The sequence below is a fragment of the Thalassotalea sediminis genome (genome assembly GCF_030295915.1).
In the GTDB taxonomy this organism is placed as follows: domain Bacteria; phylum Pseudomonadota; class Gammaproteobacteria; order Enterobacterales; family Alteromonadaceae; genus Thalassotalea_C; species Thalassotalea_C sediminis.
In genome coordinates this window covers 2,367,252-2,381,356 of sequence record NZ_AP027361.1, presented here as the reverse complement: position 1 = coordinate 2,381,356, position 14,105 = coordinate 2,367,252, and the positions used below count along the sequence as shown (strand labels likewise).

General features: G+C 38.8%; 15 protein-coding genes and 4 tRNA genes. 7 read left to right on the top strand and 12 right to left on the bottom strand.

What is annotated here, in order from left to right; genetic code table 11:
* Positions 1–157: 157 nt before the first annotated feature.
* The 11 genes from QUE09_RS10965 to lolB all read right to left on the bottom strand — a co-directional run bounded on the left by QUE09_RS10965 (position 158) and on the right by lolB (position 6,512).
* A tRNA-Gln gene (locus QUE09_RS10965) sits at positions 158–232 on the bottom strand.
* 68 nt (positions 233–300) lie between these two features.
* Positions 301–375 (bottom strand) — tRNA-Gln (locus QUE09_RS10960).
* A 37-nt stretch (positions 376–412) separates the two neighbouring features.
* Positions 413–497 (bottom strand) — tRNA-Leu (locus QUE09_RS10955).
* Between the two features lie 8 nt (positions 498–505).
* Positions 506–582, bottom strand: a tRNA-Met gene (locus QUE09_RS10950).
* A 201-nt stretch (positions 583–783) separates the two neighbouring features.
* Entirely contained in the window at positions 784–1,140 is a 357-nt protein-coding gene (locus tag QUE09_RS10945) for a DUF3718 domain-containing protein (RefSeq protein ID WP_286232798.1), read from the bottom strand.
* Positions 1,141–1,305: 165 nt separating this feature from the next.
* Positions 1,306–2,397 carry a redox-regulated ATPase YchF gene (gene ychF / locus QUE09_RS10940; protein ID WP_286232797.1) on the bottom strand — a complete coding sequence of 364 codons (1,092 nt, stop codon included), beginning with the start codon at positions 2,395–2,397 and terminating at the stop codon, positions 1,306–1,308.
* A gap of 22 nt (positions 2,398–2,419) precedes the next feature.
* Positions 2,420–3,007: an aminoacyl-tRNA hydrolase gene (pth, locus tag QUE09_RS10935; protein ID WP_286232796.1), complete on the bottom strand. Its 588-nt coding sequence runs from the start codon at positions 3,005–3,007 to the stop codon at positions 2,420–2,422.
* Positions 3,008–3,024: 17 nt separating this feature from the next.
* On the bottom strand, positions 3,025–3,648 hold the full coding sequence (locus QUE09_RS10930; protein ID WP_286232795.1) for a 50S ribosomal protein L25/general stress protein Ctc: 624 nt from the start codon (positions 3,646–3,648) through the stop codon (positions 3,025–3,027).
* A 305-nt stretch (positions 3,649–3,953) separates the two neighbouring features.
* The gene (locus QUE09_RS10925; RefSeq protein WP_286235924.1) at positions 3,954–4,901 is read right to left on the bottom strand and encodes a ribose-phosphate pyrophosphokinase; all 948 of its coding nucleotides are present in this window, start codon (positions 4,899–4,901) and stop codon (positions 3,954–3,956) included.
* Positions 4,902–5,029: 128 nt separating this feature from the next.
* A complete protein-coding gene (gene ispE, locus QUE09_RS10920; RefSeq protein WP_286232794.1) occupies positions 5,030–5,893 on the bottom strand; it encodes a 4-(cytidine 5'-diphospho)-2-C-methyl-D-erythritol kinase in 864 nt (287 codons plus the stop codon).
* Position 5,894: 1 nt separating this feature from the next.
* Positions 5,895–6,512: a lipoprotein insertase outer membrane protein LolB gene (lolB, locus tag QUE09_RS10915; RefSeq protein WP_286232793.1), complete on the bottom strand. Its 618-nt coding sequence runs from the start codon at positions 6,510–6,512 to the stop codon at positions 5,895–5,897.
* A 158-nt stretch (positions 6,513–6,670) separates the two neighbouring features.
* Between lolB and hemA the strand changes: the two genes are divergently transcribed.
* The 7 genes from hemA (at position 6,671) to kdsA (ending at position 13,453) form a co-directional block, all read left to right on the top strand.
* Complete coding sequence (gene hemA, locus QUE09_RS10910) at positions 6,671–7,933, top strand: glutamyl-tRNA reductase (protein ID WP_286232792.1); 1,263 nt, start codon at positions 6,671–6,673, stop codon at positions 7,931–7,933.
* 130 nt (positions 7,934–8,063) lie between these two features.
* On the top strand, positions 8,064–9,152 hold the full coding sequence (prfA, locus tag QUE09_RS10905) for a peptide chain release factor 1 (RefSeq protein WP_286232791.1): 1,089 nt from the start codon (positions 8,064–8,066) through the stop codon (positions 9,150–9,152).
* Between the two features lie 5 nt (positions 9,153–9,157).
* Entirely contained in the window at positions 9,158–10,018 is an 861-nt protein-coding gene (prmC, locus tag QUE09_RS10900) for a peptide chain release factor N(5)-glutamine methyltransferase (RefSeq protein ID WP_286232790.1), read from the top strand.
* Positions 10,019–10,042: 24 nt separating this feature from the next.
* Positions 10,043–10,408 carry a SirB2 family protein gene (locus tag QUE09_RS10895; protein WP_286232789.1) on the top strand — a complete coding sequence of 122 codons (366 nt, stop codon included), beginning with the start codon at positions 10,043–10,045 and terminating at the stop codon, positions 10,406–10,408.
* A 58-nt stretch (positions 10,409–10,466) separates the two neighbouring features.
* Positions 10,467–11,273: a tetratricopeptide repeat protein gene (locus QUE09_RS10890; RefSeq protein ID WP_286232788.1), complete on the top strand. Its 807-nt coding sequence runs from the start codon at positions 10,467–10,469 to the stop codon at positions 11,271–11,273.
* Between the two features lie 45 nt (positions 11,274–11,318).
* Positions 11,319–12,590 carry a DUF819 family protein gene (locus tag QUE09_RS10885; protein ID WP_286232787.1) on the top strand — a complete coding sequence of 424 codons (1,272 nt, stop codon included), beginning with the start codon at positions 11,319–11,321 and terminating at the stop codon, positions 12,588–12,590.
* Positions 12,591–12,610: 20 nt separating this feature from the next.
* The gene (gene kdsA, locus QUE09_RS10880) at positions 12,611–13,453 is read left to right on the top strand and encodes a 3-deoxy-8-phosphooctulonate synthase (protein WP_286232786.1); all 843 of its coding nucleotides are present in this window, start codon (positions 12,611–12,613) and stop codon (positions 13,451–13,453) included.
* Positions 13,454–13,706: 253 nt separating this feature from the next.
* Here kdsA and QUE09_RS10875 read toward each other — a convergent pair whose 3' ends face one another.
* A complete protein-coding gene (locus tag QUE09_RS10875; protein ID WP_286232785.1) occupies positions 13,707–13,967 on the bottom strand; it encodes a hypothetical protein in 261 nt (86 codons plus the stop codon).
* Positions 13,968–14,105: the final 138 nt, after the last annotated feature.

The window sequence follows — 14,105 nt, the reverse complement described above, 5'->3', positions numbered from 1 at the left end:
GAAATGCCAGCGCGTCTACCAATTCCGCCACTCCCGCATTCTGTTTTTTTGCATAGTTTAAAGAGTTTACAACTCTTCGCACACACGATAATAACATCGCTAATGCTTGTCTTCATTAATAGGTGTAACGTAATTAACAAGAGACATTGTTAAGAATTGGCAGGGGTAAGAGGATTTGAACCTCTGAATGACGGGATCAAAACCCGCTGCCTTACCGCTTGGCTATACCCCTTCCGAAATTCTTAAACTTGAAACATTGATTATTTATACTCACCACTTAATTAGCTACTGCTAAGAAAGTGGCAGGGGTAAGAGGATTTGAACCTCTGAATGACGGGATCAAAACCCGCTGCCTTACCGCTTGGCTATACCCCTGCAATGTTTCTTATTCTCGCAACTTGTGTTGCTTGAATGGTACGGGAGGAGAGACTTGAACTCTCACACCTCGCGGTACTGGAACCTAAATCCAGCGCGTCTACCAATTCCGCCACTCCCGCATTGTAAATGGTGGCTACACCGAGATTTGAACTTGGGACCCCATCATTATGAGTGATGTGCTCTAACCAGCTGAGCTATGTAGCCATTTACAATCTTGCCTCTCAGCAAGTGGCGCGTATTATGCAAATCTGATCGCGTAACGTCAACCGTTTTTTTAGAAAATAATGACACTTTTTTATCGTTTGCTTATTTCATCGTCAATTCGTTGGTGAAGTGTGCAAAGTTGGTAGGTAAATGATTAAAATGGAAGCATTATCGCTTCCATTTTTACAAGCCTTAATAAAGTTACTTCACTCGTTCTTTAGCTTCTTCTGCTAAATGAGCAGAATGTGCGATTAATGCATCAATATTTGCTGATACTTTTTTAGCGGGTACTTTACCAATAATAAACTCTCCGGCTTCCAATGCATTACTTTTGGCTGCGAAGATGAGTATATTGTCACCATTACATTTAATATCGTCAAAAACGGAACGAATCCTTATTTTTTTAGTCCTTAAATAGGTACGTAGTCTATTTTTATCATTTGCAGCTACATATTCACAAATGCGTCTAGCAACATCTTCTTCTGCATACGCTTCTGAAATTGGTGCCAATGAAGTGGTTATTGCAATTAGACTCAAACTTAATATTATTTTTTTCATAGAAAACCTTTCATTATTGAATTAAAAAAACTGGTTTTTAGCATTGTTGTTAATACTTATACCAATATGAGCATACGTCTTTCATATTGGTTTAAGTTTGGTAGATATTTAAAATAAAACAAGGCGCTAAAAAGCGCCTTGTTTTAAGTTGATATGAGAGAGAGGTTAGACGTTGAATCTAAAGTGAACAACATCACCATCTTTAACGAGGTAATCTTTACCTTCTAAGCGCCATTTACCTGCGTCTTTTGCACCTGACTCACCATTAAAGTTAATAAAGTCATCGTAGGAAACAACTTCGGCTCTAATAAAGCCTTTTTCAAAATCAGTATGAATAACGCCTGCTGCTTGTGGTGCTGTCGCATTCTGCTTTACGGTCCAAGCACGGACTTCTTTTACACCAGCCGTAAAATATGTTTGTAGGTTAAGTAAGCCATATCCAGAATTAATCACGCGGTTTAAACCAGGTTCAGTTAATCCCATCTCTTCCATGAATATTTCGCGATCTTCTTCATCCATTTCAGATAATTCGCCTTCAATTTCTGCACAAACAGGGACAACAACGGCACCTTCTTGTGCTGCAATTTCTCTTACCTTATCTAAGTAAGGGTTATTTTCAAAACCATCATCGTTAACATTGGCAATATACATGGTGGGCTTAACAGTTAAGAAGTTTAAATATTTAACAGCGGCCAATTCTTCTTTGCTTAACTCAAGTGAACGGATCATATTACCGTCTTCAACATGTTTAAGAATCTTTTCTAATACAGGTAATTCAAATTTCGCGTCTTTGTCGCCACCTTTGGCTTTTTTTGTCTGACGTTGAATAGCTCTTTCTGCGGTGTCCATATCGGCAAGTGCAAGCTCTGTATTGATTACATCAATATCATCTTCTGGACTTACTTGACCCGCTACATGAACAATATTTTCATTTTCAAAGCAACGTACAACATGACCAATTGCATCGGTTTCACGAATATTGGCTAAGAATTTATTGCCTAAACCTTCACCTTTCGATGCACCAGCTACCAAACCTGCAATATCAACAAACTCCATTGAAGTTGGAATTACGCGTTCAGGTTTAACGATATCAGCAAGTTTATCTAATCGAGGATCCGGCACTGGCACTACACCAGTATTAGGTTCTATGGTACAGAACGGAAAGTTTGCGGCTTCAATACCTGCTTTGGTTAATGCGTTAAAAAGAGTTGATTTACCTACGTTGGGTAAGCCAACGATACCACATTTGAATCCCATAGTTTGTTACCTGTATTCGTTATTAAGCTTGCGCTTTAAAGGAGTGTAATCTGTTTTGTGCTGCTTTGACGTCATTTTTTTGCCAAATTTCAAAACAACGACTTGCTTCATCAATACATTGATCAATTAATGTTTGCTCACTTGCCGGAGCTTTACCTAACACATGTCCTGTCACTTTATCACGGTGCCCTGGATGGCCTATGCCTATGCGCAACCGATAGAAGTCTTTATTGTTTGCTAATCGAGCAATTGTATCTCTTAAACCATTATGCCCGCCGTGGCCCCCACCTTTTTTTATCTTACAAATACCAGGCTCCATATCGAGTTCATCATGAGCAACCAGAATATCTTCAACGGGGATCTTGTAAAAGTTTGCTAGCGGAGCAACGGCTTGTCCACTGCGATTCATAAAGGTTGTTGGCACAAGTAAATGAACAACATTGCCACCAATATCGCCTTTGCCATAATAACCAAAATATTTCTTTTCAGGGCGGAGAGAAATGTTATAACGAGACGCAAGCTCTTCAACAAACCAAACGCCTGCATTGTGACGGGTATTTGTATATTCGGGGCCTGGATTACCCAGGCCCACAACTAACTGAATAGTCATTTAAGGGCAGGCCTTAATTATTCTTCAGTAGCTTCTTCTGCTTCACCTTCTTCGCTGTCATCGCTTGCACCTTTAGGAGCATTCGCAGTAACAACGGCTTGGTCATGGCTTTCACCTTTTGCAAGTTCATCAGAAGTTACACCTTTTGGAAGTGTTACGTCTGATAAGTGCAATGTTTGACCAACTTCAAGATCAGCAACATCAACTTCGATGAATTCTGGAATATCACCTGGTAAACAAGTTACTGCAATTTCATTAATGTGATGAGCAACAGCGCCACCTTTCTTCGCAACTGCATCTTCGTTAAGGAAGTGAACAGGTACGTTTGTGTGAATTGGGTGAGCAGCATCAACACGCATAAAGTCTAAGTGCATGATTACTGGCTTGAATGGGTGACGTTGCATGTCTTTAACAAGACATTCAACTGGCTTGCCGTCAACATTCAATGTTAATACTTGAGAGTAAAATGCTTCTTCTTGTTGTGCACGAAAAACTTTGTTGTGCGCAAGAGTTAAAGAAACAGACTCTTTGCCTTCACCGTAAAGGATCGCTGGAACTTTGTTCGCGTGACGTAGGCGGCGGCTCGCACCTTTCCCTAGATCAGTACGTACTTCAGCATCCAAAGTAAATATTTCAGTCATTTTTATTACCTAATGTAAAAAATTAAATATGGTTGTTTTTTGCGACCAAAAACAACCGCGTAACGCTTTTTATGTACAGGAGTTTAAAGCACCATACAAAAAAGGCGCGGCATAATAACACTATAAATGGTTAATTGCTATATTATGTTGATGTTAGATGTGTGTTTTTCTAATGTATCTATGCAGGTATTTAGTAGCAGTTAGGTGCAATTAATTCTAGAGTCATAGAGTTGATATTAAAAAAGCCGGCTGTTGTATTAGCAGCCGGCTTTAAACATTATTGCTTTTTAATAAGTATTATTTACTTAGTTATCAAACATCGCAGAAATTGACTCTTCGTTACATACGCGACGAATAGCTTCAGATAACATGCCACTCAACGTTAATTGACGCACATTTTTAAGTTTTTTAATTTCTGGTGAGAGTGGAATAGAGTCAGTTACAATCACTTCATCTATTACAGAGTTTTTCAAGTTTTCAGCTGCATTACCCGAAAGTACAGGGTGTGTAGCATAAGCAAAAACGCGTTTAGCACCATGATCTTTTAAGGCTTCAGCTGCTTTTGCTAATGTACCGCCAGTATCAATCATATCATCTACGATAATACAATCACGGCCCACTACGTCACCAATAATGTGCATGACTTGTGCAACATTTGCTTTCGGTCGACGTTTATCAATAATTGCTAGATCAGCATCGTCGAGTAATTTGGCAACGGCACGTGCGCGCACAACACCACCAATATCAGGTGAAACAATGACGGGGTTTTCTAATGCTTTGTCTTGCATATCTTCTAATAAGATAGGCGTACCAAAGACATTATCAACCGGCACATCGAAAAAGCCTTGAATTTGTTCGGCGTGCAAATCAACGGTAAGCACACGGTCAACACCAACACTTGAAAGGAAATCAGCCACAACTTTTGCGGTAATTGGTACACGTGCACTACGTACACGACGATCTTGTCTTGCATAACCAAAATAAGGCATAACAGCAGTAATACGGCCTGCTGAAGCGCGACGTAATGCATCGATCATTACGATCAATTCCATTAAGTTATCATTGGTAGGTGCGCACGTAGATTGGATAATGAAAACATCAGCACCACGAACATTTTCCGTGATTTCAACGCTGATTTCGCCATCACTAAAACTGCCAACTTTGGCTTCACCTAGCGTGATATATAAACGGTTAGCAATTTTCTTGGCCAGTTCAGGGGTGGCATTACCCGCAAAAATTTTCATGTCAGGCACAGGTAGTTCCTCAGAAACTTTTGACATTGGTTTATCTTTCATACCGTTATCAATCACTAGGATAATAACAGCACACATTAACAAAAAAGCCAACTATTTGGCCTTTTTTATACAACTTTTTTACTGTGTTATCCCGCTTTCAACATATTAATATGTTGATGAAGTGGAGAACGATTAACACCTTTTGCCACAAAAGAAGAGATTTGTTCTGGTAACAACGATTGTATTTTCTCCGCCTGTTCTCGAGAAGAAAATCGACTAAATATACAAGCACCAGTACCCGTCATCTGAGACGGCGCGTATTCTAGCAACCAAGCTAATAGATTGGCAACCTCAGGATAGTGTTTTATTACAAAAGTTTGACAATCATTATGACAGGAATTTATGTCCAATTGGTCAAGATTTAATTTCGGGGTATCCCGCGTTAATGATGGTGCGGTAAATACTGCTTGTGTTGAAATGCTGACCGGTGGTTTAGTTATTAAATAATAGTCTTCACTTGGTGTTACAGGCGTTAACTGTTCGCCAATTCCTTGTGCAAATGCAGCATACCCTCGCACGAAAACAGGTACATCTGCGCCAAGTGTTAACCCGAGTGTTGCTAACTCTTCTAAAGATATGTTTAGTTGCCATAAATAATTTAAGGCTACTAGCACTGTTGCTGCATTTGATGAACCACCTCCTAGTCCGCCGCCCATAGGTAAACGTTTATCAATTTTAATCAAAGCGCCTTTTTTAACATTTGCATAATGTTGAAGTGCTTTAGCTGCTTTAATAATTAAGTTGTCTTCATTATCAACACCATTAATAGGCGTCAGTAAAGTCAGTTCGTTAGATGTATTTGATATTGAAATATCAATAGTATCTCCACTTTCTAGAAATTGAAAAACAGTTTCTAGTTCATGGTAACCATCTGCTCTTTGACCAACGATATGGAGAAATAAATTCAGTTTTGCAGGAGAAGGAAAAGAGTAAAAAGTGTTTGTCGGCATATTAGATTGTCCAATCGCTTATTGATAATTTTATTGTTAAACCTTGTTGTTTTACTGTTAACTTGTGAGCGAGAAAAATGCCTTTTTCATTACGGTAATGTGCATAGTTAACCTGCCAATTGTGCAAATATTGTTGGGTATTTAACGTTATGGGTAACTGATTGTTTTGATCAAAAAGAATGGTATCGTTGTGATTGACCGCATGACCAAATAGCCATTGTGTTAATTGTTCGGCGGGCAAGTGATAGCCAGTGAGCGACGTTAGTAGTCTCGTTAAATTTGTATCAGTATAAGATTCACCATCCACAGTAAGCGTGTGTATACCTTTTGCCGTTGTCAGTGAGAATACTTGGATGCCTAAATAAGTGGTTAATGTGAGTTGTTGTGCTTTGGTTTTCGGAAAATATTGCCAGTATATATTCGCACTCTCACGGTTTTTCCCTTCTATAAACGCAATTTTTCCTTTGATTTGCCATTGGGATAATTGTGCAATTTTGGTTTTTCGTTGTTGATAGGAGTCAAGGTTTTCAATGGTTGTAGTGTCATTATTAGAGATGCTTGAACAGGCATTGACTAAACAGCAAATGGCAATAATTACTAATACTCGTACTTTTATCATGGTTTATTTCTTTCAATTACACCGTTTATTACGTAAAATTATACCGTTCGCAGCGCGTGGCATTAAGTTATTCAAAAATTTTGTTTATGATACACCACTAGTGGTAATTGTCAGCGCTAATTCATTATTAAATCACTACAGGTTTATCTTTACGTTTTATGCCCATAGTTGCCGTTGGAATAAATCACAAAACCGCGCCCGTCGCCATCAGGGAGAAGATTTCATTTAACCCTGATAATTTGTCTTCGGCACTGCAAGATATGTTGCAATACGTGCAATGTAAAGAAGCCGCTATTTTATCCACCTGTAATCGAACAGAACTCTATTTAGTTGAAACGAAACCTCTATCTGATACTCAGTCCTTGGTGACTTCATGGTTAGAAAAACATCATAATGTACCCGCGTCTTCGATTGTACCAAGTATGTATTGGCATAGCGACCAACAAGCGGTAAACCATATGATGCGAGTAGCTTGTGGTTTAGATTCTCTAGTGTTGGGTGAGCCACAAATACTTGGTCAGATGAAGCAAGCTTATAGCCAAGCCAAAGCTGCTGGTTCAATGGCACTTGTTATGGACAGGCTTTTTCAGCGAACCTTTGGTGTTGCAAAACAAGTAAGAACAGATACGGATATTGGTGCAAGTGCAGTTTCCGTGGCCTTTGCAGCAGTCAACTTGGCTAAACATATTTTTGCGAGTTTAGAAAAAGCAAATGTATTACTTGTTGGTGCTGGTGAAACGATTGAACTGGTTGCAAAGCATTTATATGAAAATAAAGTAGGCAACATTACTGTTGCTAATCGCACCTTGCATCGTGCTCAGGCAATGGCGGAGCAAATAGGTGCTAACGTAATAACATTAGCACAAATACCAGAACATATTAGCGATGCTGATATTGTGATTAGTTCAACGGGCAGTACTTTACCAATTATCGGTAAAGGAATGGTTGAAAAAGCATTAATTAAGCGAAAACACCGTCCTGTGTTTATGGTTGATTTAGCGGTACCTCGAGATATAGAAGAACAGGTTTCAGATTTAGAAGATGTGTTTCTTTATACCGTTGATGATCTTCAAGGTATTATTGCCAAAAATATTGAAAATAGACGAAAAGCCGCCGTTGAAGCAGAGGCTATAGTAACCGAGCAAACTGACAGTTTTATGGCTTGGCTGCGAGGATTAAATACCCAAGATACAGTGGTGAGTTATCGTAATAAGTGTTTAACAGAGCGAGACATTTTGCTAGAAAAAGCGATGCAACAGCTTCAAGCCAACAAAGACCCTAAAGCTGTTGTTGCAGAATTAGCAACGAAATTAACGAACAAATTTATGCATGCGCCAACAAGTGCTATTCAGAATGCTGCTCAAGGCGGTGAATTAGATAAAATAGTGTATTTGCGCGATATTTTTGACATCGATAAATAGCGGTTACAAAGCCTCTTTGTTGAAAGTCGCTGAGTTAGCCTTTACACTTCGCGCAATTCTCAGAGAAATTATTTAATAAGTGGCCTGTTTAACGGTCACTTATTCAACTTATCAATAGATAGAAGTTTTCATGAAAAAGTCAGTTTACGAAAAACTAGAAGGATTAGTAGAGCGGTTTGAAGAAGTTCAAGCACTACTATCTGATCCTGAAACCATCGCCGACCAAGAAAAGTTTCAAGCTTTATCAAGAGAGTTTAAGCAACTTGAAGAAGTGACAGAGGTCTTTAATCGTTACAAGACGGCGCAAGATGATTTTGCTACCGCTGAAGAAATGCTTAAAGATGATGATCCGGATCTTCGTGAAATGGCACAAGAAGAGTTTAAAGAATCAAAACAGGTTGTTGAAGCGCTAACAGAAGAACTTCAAATTTTACTTTTACCGCGTGATCCAAATGATGCAAATAACTGCTTTGTTGAAATTCGCGCAGGTGCTGGTGGTGATGAGGCTGCAATTTTTGTTGGTGACTTATACCGTATGTATACACGTTACTGTGAATCTCAAGGATGGCGAATAGAAGTCATGAATATGAGTGAGAGTGAGCAAGGCGGTTATAAAGAAATGGTCTTTAAAATTGCTGGTGAAGGTGTGTATGGACAAATGAAGTTTGAATCTGGCGGTCATCGTGTGCAACGTGTTCCAGAAACGGAATCTCAAGGTCGTGTTCATACTTCAGCCTGTACTGTGGTTGTACTTCCTGAAATACCAGAATCAGAAGCAATTGAAATTAATAAAGCTGATTTACGCATTGATACTTTCCGTGCATCAGGTGCGGGTGGTCAGCACGTGAACAAAACAGATTCTGCTATTCGTATCACTCATATTCCAACAGGGCTTGTTGTTGAGTGTCAAGATCAACGTTCACAGCATAAAAACCGTGCGCAAGCGATGTCTGTATTACAAGCAAGGTTGCAAGCAGCAGAAGATGAAAAACGTCGTAGCGAAGAAGAAGACTCTCGTCGCAATTTAGTTGCAAGTGGTGATCGCTCTGAACGTATACGTACGTATAACTACCCTCAAAGTCGTATGACTGACCATCGCATTAATCTTACCTTGTATCGCTTAGCGGAAGTGATGGAAGGCAACCTAAATCTCGTTTTAGATCCAATATTACAAGAATATCAAGCAGACATGCTTGCAGCGCTTGCTGATAATAGTTAGAAGTTATGGGTGAAAGTGTTCCCTACACGATAGAGCAAGCAATAGCATATGGCAGTAAATTGATTGCTGCCATTTCTGATTCTGCAAAACTCGATTGTCAGGTACTATTGTCTTTTTGTCTTGGTAAACCAACGAGTTATTTATTTACTTGGCCAGAAAAATCTCTTACTCTCGAACAACAAGCTCAATTTGTGACATTGATTGAAAAGCGTGTTGAAGGCGAGCCTATTGCTTACCTTGTTGGTGAAAAAGAGTTTTGGTCTTTACCCTTTAAAGTTTCACCTGCAACATTAATTCCAAGACCTGATACAGAAGTGCTCGTAGAGCAAGTTATCGAAAATCATAACGTTCAATCATGTCAGTGTTTAGATTTAGGTACAGGAACAGGTGCCATTGCAATTGCATTAGCAACAGAAAATCCAGGCTGGCAAGTCGAGGCGATAGATTTCCAAGAGGCGGCAGTAGAACTTGCTAAAGAGAATGCGACCAATCTAAATGTCGCGAACGTACGTATTTATCAAAGTCATTGGTTTAGTCACGTAGAGAATACTAAATGTTTTGATGTAATTGTTAGTAACCCTCCATATATAGATCAAGCTGATGAGCATTTATCGTTAGGTGATGTAGTATATGAACCGAAAAGTGCTTTAGTCGCGGAAAATTGTGGCTTATCTGATATTCAAACGATTGCCAAAGACGCACGGCGGTATTTAAAAGAAGGTGGCTATTTGTATTTAGAACATGGTTATAAACAAAAAGATGCTGTAGTGAGTATTCTTCTGGCGCTTGGCTACAGTAACGTTCAAACAATAAAAGATTATAACAATAACGATCGGGTAACATTTGCCTGTTACCGCGAGCAATAAAACAACCATTTAAAGGGGTATTAGATGTTTAAACATTTGCACATGACACTCGCTGCGTTAAGTGTCGCACTATTTACATTAAGGTTTATTTGGACATTACTTGCTTCTAAGCAACTAGAAAAGAAATGGGTTAAAGTTGCTCCCCATGTAATTGATACGTTTTTATTACTTGCTGGTATTGCGCTTATGGTGCAAGTGGGTTGGAATCCGCTGGATCATACCTGGTTAGCAGAAAAGTTATTAGCTGTTGTGTTTTATATTCTTACAGCTTATTACACGCTAAAGCTTGCTAGAAATCGCTTGATGCAAGTAATAGGTTATATTGGTGCACTTGGTTGGATTGTATTAGTTGTTCGTTTAGCGTTAGCTAAAGAAAATATTATGTTCTAACGTGTGTTCCGCTTAGTTTACATCACTAAAAAAGTAATGAGGAATAATAGTAAGTTAAATGAATGATTTGTTGTTGTCAGAGTTAACATCTGAACAAAGTAATTTATTGTCGTCTTTGGCGTTAATTGAAAAACATATATTTGACAATGCTCAAAGTGGGCAGTTTAACGATGCGTTGTCGAACATTATCGAAACTTGTAAACAAGCTACTGCCGATATTGATGATTCAATGGCTCAGGCGGAATGTTTAATTAATGCACTATATGTTGATGAGTTATTTATCGATAAAACAAGAGCCTTGTGGCCGGTGATGGCAACAACGATTGAAGCTGCAATTGAACATAGAGTGTTATCTCCCGTATTAAAGGCCGCGGTCGTTCAACATATTGTTACTCAATGCAATTTAGAAGCTGAAATAGTTTACGTGCCAGAAGAGATTATGGTGCGGATAATTTGTGACGATGTTTATTCAATTATTTTTGATCCTATAACGGGTGAATCCCTAAACTGGCAAGAGTTAGATCGCCGATTAGATGGTCTTCCTAATGAACCTAATAGTCAGTATTTAGCCCCCATGGAGATACAAAGTAGTCTCGTTGAACACCTTACTTTGTTAAAGAATAGCCTGATAAATGAATTGCAGTTTGATAAAGCACTTAAATGTGTTGATTTATTGTTAGCAATAAAGCCTGAAGATCCGTTTGAGAGGCGAGATAGAGGTTTCTTATTGCATCAACTTGACTGTTTCAAAGTTGCTTACGATGACTATCAATATTTTGTTGAACAATGTCCAAAAGACCCCGCAGCACAGTTATTAAAGTTTCAGCTTGATAACATTAATCTAGACGATACCGTGTTACACTGATCGTTGTTAAAAATAATAACAAGACAAACAAATTGGAGATAAATTATGTTTGCCGACCCTTCAACAGTAGAAACTGTGAGCGCACCTTTATTAACAAATGATGCAACAATACTCGGTATTTTTGCCATCATGTTAGGTTGGGTTTTTTATACCTCACATAGCCAAACACCTTTTTGGAAAAAGTTTTACAGCGTTGTACCCGCCGTATTACTTTGCTACTTCTTGCCTTCACTATTAAATACCTTTGATATTATTCGTGGTGAAGATTCACAGCTTTATTATGTTGCTTCACGCTATTTGTTACCTGCCTGTTTAGTGCTGCTAACGATCAGTATCGATATTAAGGCGATTAAGCGATTAGGCAGCAAAGCGGTAATTTTATTTTTCACAGGTACTCTCGGTATCGTTCTTGGAGGGCCAATAGCGCTACTCATTGTTTCAGCGGTTGTACCTGAGCTTATTGGGGTTTCAGGGCCAGAGGCGGCGTGGCGTGGTATGACAACGGTAGCAGGAAGTTGGATAGGCGGCAGTGCTAACCAAGCCGCAATGAAAGAAATATATGGTGCAGGTGATGCTATTTTTTCAACCATGGTTACTGTTGACGTTATTGTTGCCAATTTATGGATGGCGGTGCTACTTATTATGTCAGGTAGGGCAGCCTCAATAGATAAAAAATCAGGTGCAGATGTTAGCGCCATCAATGAACTTAAAGAAAAAGTTGAACAGTTTCATGCGAAGCATTCACGTATTCCTAGCTTAGCTGATTTGATGATTATCGTTGCCGTAGGCCTTGGTGTTACAGGTTTTGCGCATTTATTTGCTGATATTGTTACACCGTACTTTGTTGAAAACCATCCGAGTTTGGGTAAGTTTAGTTTTCATAGTAAGTTTTTTTGGATGGTAATATTCGCCAGTACTGTTGGTATTATTCTATCGTTTACTAAAGTGAGAAACTTAGAAGGGGCAGGTGCATCGAAAGTTGGTAGTGCATTTCTCTATGTATTGATCGCAACTATTGGCATGAAAATGGATGTTAGAATGATAATGGATACGCCATTATATTTTGTGATTGGCGCAATTTGGATGCTCGTTCATGCATCGCTAATGCTTATCGTTGCTAAATTAATTAAAGCTCCTTTGTTTTATATGGCTATAGGTAGTCAGGCAAATGTTGGTGGTGCTGCTTCTGCGCCTATTGTTGCGTCAGCATTTCATCCGTCATTAGCACCTGTAGGTGTGCTTTTAGCGGTATTAGGTTATACCTTAGGTACATACATGGCGTGGCTATGTGGACAATTTTTACAAGCAGTTGGCTAAGTAGATAATTAGGATAAAAAATGATAATTGAACAAGTTAAGGTTGGTGGGCTTTCTGTTGCAAATAATCAACCGTTTACGTTATTCGGCGGCATGAATGTTTTAGAGTCTAGAGATTTAGCGATGAAAATTGCTGAATACTATGTTGAAGTTACTAATAAGCTTGGTATCCCATATGTTTTTAAAGCATCATTTGACAAAGCTAACCGGTCTTCAATTCATTCATTTCGTGGCCCAGGCTTAGAGAAAGGTTTAAGGATTTTTGAAGAAATTAAAGCAACGTTTGATGTTCCTATTATCACTGATGTACATGAACCAGAACAGGCTCAACCAGTTGCAGATGTAGTTGATATTATTCAATTACCTGCATTTTTGGCTCGCCAGACAGATCTTGTCGTTGCAATGGCAAAAACAGGTTCGGCTATTAATGTGAAGAAGCCACAGTTTTTAGCGGCTCATGAAATGAGACATATCATTAAAAAATTTGCAGAAGCAGGTAATGAACAAGTTATTTTGTGTGAACGCGGCAGTTGCTATGGCTATAATAACTTAATTGTCGATATGCTCGCGATGGATGAAATGAGAAATATGGCACCTGTCATATTTGATGCAACTCACGCGTTACAGAAACCTGGTGGAAGAACTGATTCTGCCGACGGTAGACGCGCTCAAGCCGCGCAATTGGCACGTAGTGGCATGGCATTAGGATTGGCAGGGTTATTTATAGAAGCACATCCAGACCCAGACAATGCAAAGTGCGATGGTCCATGTGCTTTACCACTAGATAAACTTGAGCCTTATTTAGCACAAATGAAAGATATTGATGATTTAATTAAATCATTTGCGCCGCTTATTACTGAATAAGGCAGCAAATTAAAAAAGGGGTCAGGTACATCTAACATTAAATGTACCTGACCCTTTTTTTACGTTTTATTCGTCAGTAAAAATAAAAAAGGCGCCAAAAGTAGGCGCCTAAAGTTTGCTTGCGAGCATATGAGGAGATGGGGTCCTCGTAGATAAAAGTAGCTAGAGATCTACTTTTTATCTTGCTAGAGTTTTGGGCTTCTAGCATTAACCAAACGACGATTTGTTATCGACAAATCGGTATAAATTAATGTTATTCAGAAAGTACTGTAGTCTTAACAAGTAATTCAGCTTTTTTACCTTGTTTAGCTGTCTTTATGGGAGTTAAGGCTTTAGTGGCTTTAATTTCAAACGATGCTTCTAAAGCCGCCATAGACGCTTTCACTTCGTTGTGTATTAAAGTTGATATTTCAACTTTATTCACTGGCTGAGCTTTTTCGAACGCTACATTTTTAGCATTTGCATTACTTATTGTCAGTAAAAACAAAGCTGTTATTACGCTAATAGTTTTCATGAGATTGTCACCTAATATAATTCAATAAACATCCATATAGATGATTAGGGACCTTTTCTTTGCTCCGTGAATGTGTTGGGAGAACATTCATTGCCTGCTACAATCATTGGTCTGTGTTGTAGTAAAAAGATGTAGTCC